A 5,016-nucleotide genomic window follows, 5' to 3' on the forward strand; every position below is an offset into this window, starting at 1 on the left:
CTGGCCCTCGCGGCCGTCGGGCTTCTTCTCGTTGGCGAAGGCAAAATAGGTCGCGCGGTCGTCCCCGCGGAGGAGCGCCAGAAGCGCATCCGCGAGGAGCGCCCCGGCGTCGATCTCGATGGCGAGGAACGGGCCGTTGGCGCCGGCCTTCTCCCAGGCGGCCCCGACGTCCTGGCGGCCGTTCCGTGTGCGTCGCGTGTCGCTCGTCGACATGGCAGGCTCCTTTCCGGCCTCAGCGCGGCAGCTCGCCGGTGGCGATCCGCACGCGCCCGAGAATGTTGATGATGACGCGCCGGACCTCGCCGCCGGCGCGGACGGTGAGCGTACCGAAGGGCACCGCGAAGCCCTTCGGCGAGAAGCGAATGGTGGTGTTTCCCGAGCTGACGACCCCGTCCACCAGGGCATGCGGGCCGACCACGGTGCGCGCCTGTCGGCCGGGATTCTCGACGATCCGGAACGCGTGACCATCGCGCTCGATGACGAGCGCGTGCATCACCCCGGTGGCGCGGGCGCGCGCCCGGGTTGCGTGGACGGCGGCATAGAGGTCTCCCGCCGCGCCGTTCGCCCGGAAGGTCTCGGTGACGCGACCGAGCGCCCCGACGGCCGGGGCGGCGAGGCCGACGCCGACCGCCAGCAGGGCGAGCACGGCGCCCAGCTCGATCAGCGTGACGCCGCGTTCCCCCCGGATCCGCATGCCCGTGGCCGAGAGCAACCGCAGTGCCAGCGACGCGGCGGGGCGCGCCGAGGCGCGCTCCGGCCTGCGCCGGCGCGCGGTTACAGCGAGTGCGCGGGGCGATGTGGCAGGCCGAGCCGTCAGCTCGTGGGTACGGGGCGTGCCGACTGGATTCGGCGCCGCTCAGGCGAGGCGATAGCGGGGTGGGTCCCCGGAGCGGCGCTCGACGCGGCCCTCACGCTCGAGCTTCACGAGATGGGACTGGACCGAGAGCTGGGCCACGGGGTGGAGGGCCGGAGGCACGTCCTGATAGACGCGGGCGACGATCTCGGGCACCGTCTCGGCCCCGCGGCCGAGGGCGGCGACGATCTGCGCCTCACGCTCGAGGCGATGGGCGAGGTAGCCCTCGATGACGGGCCGGGCTGGCTCCAGGACCGGACCGTGGCCCGGATAGATCCGCTGCACGTCGAGGTCGAGCAGACGTCGGAGCGAGGCCAGGTAGGCCTCGAGGTCGCCGTCGTCGGGCGGGATGACGGTGGTCGACCCGCCGAGGATGACGTCTCCGGTGAAGAGGGCGCGCTCTTCTTCCAGGTAGTAGCAGAGGTGATCGGAGGCGTGCCCGGGGGTGTGGAGCGCCCGGAGGGTGACGCCCTCGCCGCCGATGACCGCTCCGTCGGCGAGGGGCTCCATCGGAACCGGGAGGGTCGGGTCGTTGACGACCAGCTTGCCGACTGGGATGCGCGGAAACAGCCGGCGGACGTCGGGGACGCCGCCCATGTGGTCGCGGTGGCGATGGGTGAGGACGGCCCGCGGGATGTCCCCGACGCGCTCCGCCGTCAGGTAGCCGGCGAGGAGCCGCGCGTACTCGGGCACCCCGGCTCCGGTGTCGATCAGGAGCGGCCGGCGCACCCCGACCAGGTACGTGTTGGTGCCGGGGCCGGTCATGAGCCCCGGATTGAGACCGAGGACGCGCCGGACACGGTCGGTCAGGCGCGCGGTCTTCGGGAAGTCGGGCGGCCGGAAGTCAGCCACGATGCTCGACGAAGGTGTTCCACTCGAGGAGCGCGTAGCGGGTCGCGTCCAGCCGGTCGATGATGCCGTGGAACTTGTGACGGCCATCCGCGTGGTGGGCCCACACCGCCTCGTACGCGTCGAACTGGGCGAGATACTGCATCCCGTACTCGGCCGGCTCGGCCATCGGCCACTCGCCAGCCCGGAAGCGCGCGTGCGCCTCGGCCGGGGACACCCACGCGCCTTCGGTCGTCTCCTCGAGGATGAGCCGCGGGCTCTGGCCCGGCGGGAGCGGGCTCAGGAAGAACCGGGCGGAGAAGCGGATCGGACTCGAGGGCGGCGTGATGAAGTGGGCGAGATAGGCCAGCGAGCCGAGGTCGGCGGCCCACCCCTCCTCGGCGAGCACGGCGGTGAACGACCACTCGCCACGCACGAGGGCCTGCCGGTGAGCCTCGAGCCGGTCGCCGACGCCCGGCGCCCGCGCGTCCACGGGCTGATCTGCCGCGTCCACGGCGAGGAGAAGGCCTGTCTCCTCGAAGAGCTCACGCGCGGCCGTGAGCCAGTAGGCCAGGGCAGGGACGCCGTCGCCGGGGTCGCCCAGCCGGGCGGTGGCGGCCTCGGCGGTCAGCCCGCGGACCCGGGCCAGCGCCTCCGGCCGGCGATCGGCGAGGTCCACCTTCCCGCCGGGGAAGGCGTAATAGCCCCCGAGGAAGCGCATCTCGGCCGCGCGGCGGATCAGGTAGCACTCGACCGGGCTCGCCCGGCCGGGTCGGATCAGGATGACCGAGGCCGCCGGACGCGGTTCGACGGGCACGAAGGAAAGTGTAACACGGTAGAATTATGGGCAGATGGGGATCGGATCCCGCAAGGGCGAGGCGCCCGGCGTTGTCCGGGCCGGCCCGCCGGACAGGGAGAGGGCCCCAGGAGGCAAGATGGCCGTCCCGGACGTCGCGTCTTCCCGTGCCCCGCGCTGGTGGCCCGTCCCGGAGGCGGCCACACCGCGCGGCGGACGGTACGGGATGACCCTGCTCGTGATCGCCGCCGTCTACTTCGGCGCGGCCAAGCTCGGCCTCACGATGGCCTTCGTGGCCGAGCAAGTGACGGCGGTGTGGCCGCCCACCGGGATCGCCCTGGTGGCGATCCTCCTCTTCGGCTACCGCGTGTGGCCGGGCATCTGGCTCGGGGCGTTTCTCGCGAATGCCACGGCTCACGAGCCTCTCCTCACCGCGGTCGGCATCGCGATCGGCAACACCCTGGAAGCCGTGACCGGCGCCTGGCTGCTCCACCGGGTGGCCGGCTTCGGGAAGTCGCTCGATCGGCTGCAAGACGCCCTCGGCCTCGTCGTGCTGGCGGCGCTGGGCAGCACGACGGTCAGCGCCACGCTCGGCTCGGCCGCTCTGGTGCTGGGCGGGCTCCAGCCCTGGACGGCCTTCGGCCGGCTCTGGTGGGTCTGGTGGCTCGGCGACGCGATGGGGGACCTCGTCATGGCCCCGGTCCTGCTGACCTGGGCCACGGCCGGCCGCCGCCCGCCGCTCTTCCGGCTGGCCGAGGCCGGAGCCTTGATCGCGTCGCTCGTCGCGGTGAGCCTGGTCGTCTTTGCCGGGCCCTTCACCCGGATTACGAGCAGCTACCCGCTGGAATACGTCGTGTTTCCCTTCGTCATGTGGGCCGCCCTGCGCTTCGGGCAACTGGGCACCACGACGGTCACCTTCGTGGCGTCCGCCATCGCCATCTGGGGGACGGTCAACGGGTTCGGCCCCTTCGCGAAGGGGACGACCGTCCACGAGAGCCTGATCCTGTTGCAGATCTTCATGGGTGTGGTGGCGGTGAGCGGCTTGCTCCTGGCGGCCGTGATGAACGAGCGCCAGATCGCCGCCCGACGGCGCGTCGTGGGCTACGCGGTCACTCAGGCGCTGGCCGAATCGGGCACGCTGGAGGAGGCGGCGCCCCGGATCCTGCGCGCCATCGGCGAGAGCCTGGAGTGGAACCTGGGCGCGCTGTGGCGCGTCGACGAGGACGCGAATGTCCTGCGCTGTCTCGACGTCTGGCACGGCGCGTCGGGGGACTTCGCCGAGTTCGCGGCCGTCACCCGCGGGGCGAGCTTCCGGCGCGGCAGCGGCTTGCCGGGACGCGTCTGGGCCAGCGGCGCGGCCGCCTGGATCCCCGACGTCGTGCGCGACCGCAACTGTCCCCGGGCGCCGGTCGCCGCCCGGGCCAGGCTCCACGGCGCCTTTGGCTTCGCCATCGTGCGGGGCGACCGGGTGCTGGGCGTCCTGGAATTCTTCAGCCGGGAGATTCAGCGGCCGGACGACGACTTGCTCGAGCTGGCGGCGGCGATCGGCAGCCAGATCGGACAATTCATCGAGCGCCGGCGCAGTCTGGCGGAGCAACAGCGAACCGAGCGGGCCCTCAGAGAGCGCGAGAGCGCGGCACGGCGGGACGCCGAGCAGGCGCACGAGCGTGCCGCGTTTCTGGCCGAGGCGTCCAAGCGGCTCGCCTCCTCGCTCGACTATCGGGCCACGCTCGAGAGTGTGGCACACCTGACGATCCCTCTCCTCGCCGACGCGTCCTGCGTCGACCTGATCGAGGAGAACGGCCGACTCTCCCGGGTGGCGGTCGCCGGGTCGGAGGCCGCGGTGAGCACCGAGCCACCCGACGTCGCCCCGCCGCCGGCGGTCGATGGCGTGCTCCGGAGCGGGAAGCCCGCCGTGTCTCCCCCACTCGGTGAGTCCCCGGCGGAGGGTGGGGATGGGGTGCCCACCTCCTCGATGATCGTGCCGCTGGTGGTGGGGGGGCGGACGCTCGGGGCCGTGACCTTCTTGCTCACCCGCCCGGGCCGCCGCTACGGGCCGGCGGACCTCGCCCTGGCCGAGGAGCTGGCTCGCCGGGCGGCGGCCGCGATCGACCACGCGCGCCTGTTTCGGGCGGCGGAGGCGGCCCAGGCCGAGGCCGAAGCGGCGAACCGCGCCAAGGATCAGTACCTCTCGACGCTCTCGCACGAGCTGCGAACGCCCCTCAACGCGATCGTGGGGTGGGCCGAAGTGCTCCGGCGCCATCCGGATCAGGCCACGGTCGCCCGCGGGATGGACACGATCGCCCGGAATGCCAAGGCCCAGGCGCGACTGATCGACGACCTCCTCGACATCTCGCGCGTCATCTCCGGCAAGCTCCAGCTGGACATGCGGCCCGTCGATCTGGTGTCGGTGATCACCGCGGCCGTCGACGCCGCGCGCCCGGCGGCCGACGAGAAAGGCCTGCAGCTGGACGCGGTACTGGACGCCGCGACGGGCTCGGTGTTCGGCGACGCGCACCGCTTGCAACAGGTGGTGGCG

The 5,016-nt window shown here is 72.9% G+C and carries 5 protein-coding genes; 1 reads left to right on the forward strand and 4 read right to left on the reverse strand.

The features are described from left to right. The 4 genes from VGW35_03165 to VGW35_03180 form a co-directional block, all read right to left on the reverse strand. Window positions 1-213 (reverse strand): hypothetical protein (locus tag VGW35_03165; protein HEV8306644.1); only part of this gene is annotated, 213 nt, incomplete at its 3' end. Between the two features lie 19 nt (window positions 214-232). Continuing rightward, window positions 233-694, reverse strand: a complete 462-nt coding sequence (locus VGW35_03170) for a GspH/FimT family pseudopilin (protein ID HEV8306645.1) — start codon at window positions 692-694, stop codon at window positions 233-235. A 162-nt stretch (window positions 695-856) separates the two neighbouring features. Continuing rightward, window positions 857-1,705: an MBL fold metallo-hydrolase gene (locus VGW35_03175; GenBank protein HEV8306646.1), complete on the reverse strand. Its 849-nt coding sequence runs from the start codon at window positions 1,703-1,705 to the stop codon at window positions 857-859. Further along, window positions 1,698-2,498 (reverse strand): NUDIX hydrolase, encoded by an 801-nt coding sequence (locus tag VGW35_03180; protein HEV8306647.1) that lies wholly within the window; start codon window positions 2,496-2,498, stop codon window positions 1,698-1,700. The genes VGW35_03175 and VGW35_03180 overlap by 8 nt, the downstream gene beginning before the upstream one ends. Window positions 2,499-2,616: 118 nt before the next feature. Here VGW35_03180 and VGW35_03185 point away from each other — a divergent pair. Beyond that, on the forward strand, window positions 2,617-5,016 hold a 2,400-nt coding region (locus tag VGW35_03185; GenBank protein ID HEV8306648.1), incomplete at its 3' end, for an MASE1 domain-containing protein.

This window comes from Candidatus Methylomirabilota bacterium (assembly GCA_036005065.1).
Classification (GTDB): domain Bacteria; phylum Methylomirabilota; class Methylomirabilia; order Rokubacteriales; family DASRDR01; genus DASYQW01.

Bases quoted from the DNA above. Each gene is read 5' to 3' on its own strand.
- VGW35_03170 (HEV8306645.1), bottom strand. From the start codon at position 694: ATGCGGATCCGGGGGGAACGCGGCGTCACGCTGATCGAGCTGGGCGCC.